Source organism: Bacillus sp. L75 (genome assembly GCF_003676355.1).
GTDB lineage: Bacteria > Bacillota > Bacilli > Bacillales > Bacillaceae > Bacillus > Bacillus velezensis.
Genome location: NZ_ML064957.1, coordinates 1 through 471, shown reverse-complemented (window position 1 = coordinate 471; position 471 = coordinate 1). Strand labels below are relative to the sequence as shown.

General features: G+C 39.5%; 1 protein-coding gene. It reads right to left on the bottom strand.

From position 1 onward, the window contains the following. On the bottom strand, positions 1-471 hold a 471-nt coding region (locus D5S11_RS20000; RefSeq protein ID WP_164833865.1), incomplete at both ends, for a hypothetical protein.

Sequence of the window (471 nt, the reverse complement as noted above, 5' to 3'; positions counted from 1 at the left end):
AGAGATTGAACGGTTGTTCCGTCATCTAATATTTTTGATGATGTAACTCTTGTTTGTTGTGTGTCACCAACCAAGCCAGCAACAGCATTTATATCGCCTAGTACACCTTGAGCATCACCAGCCTGTAATTTAGCTAGCGTTTCCATTGATTCGTTAATGTCTAAATCTTCACCGGCTTCAATGCGAGTTTGAATGTTAGAAATATTATCAAGCAATAGCTTTTGTGCGCCGGCAGTATCACCAGACTCAATTAAAGGTTTTAACCGTTGCCCAGTAACATGTAAATTTTGTAAGCGCTGTGTATCTCTATTTTGATTTAGAGTTTGCGTATTAGCGTCAACACCTTGTTGTGCTTGCTGCAATTGAAAAGGAGCCAATGCTTGCGCTCGTTGCTCTTGTGCCTGAGCTAATTCTCTATTTTGAGAGTTAATCATTGCATTATTAAAAGTATTTATTGCCCGTCCAGCGTTA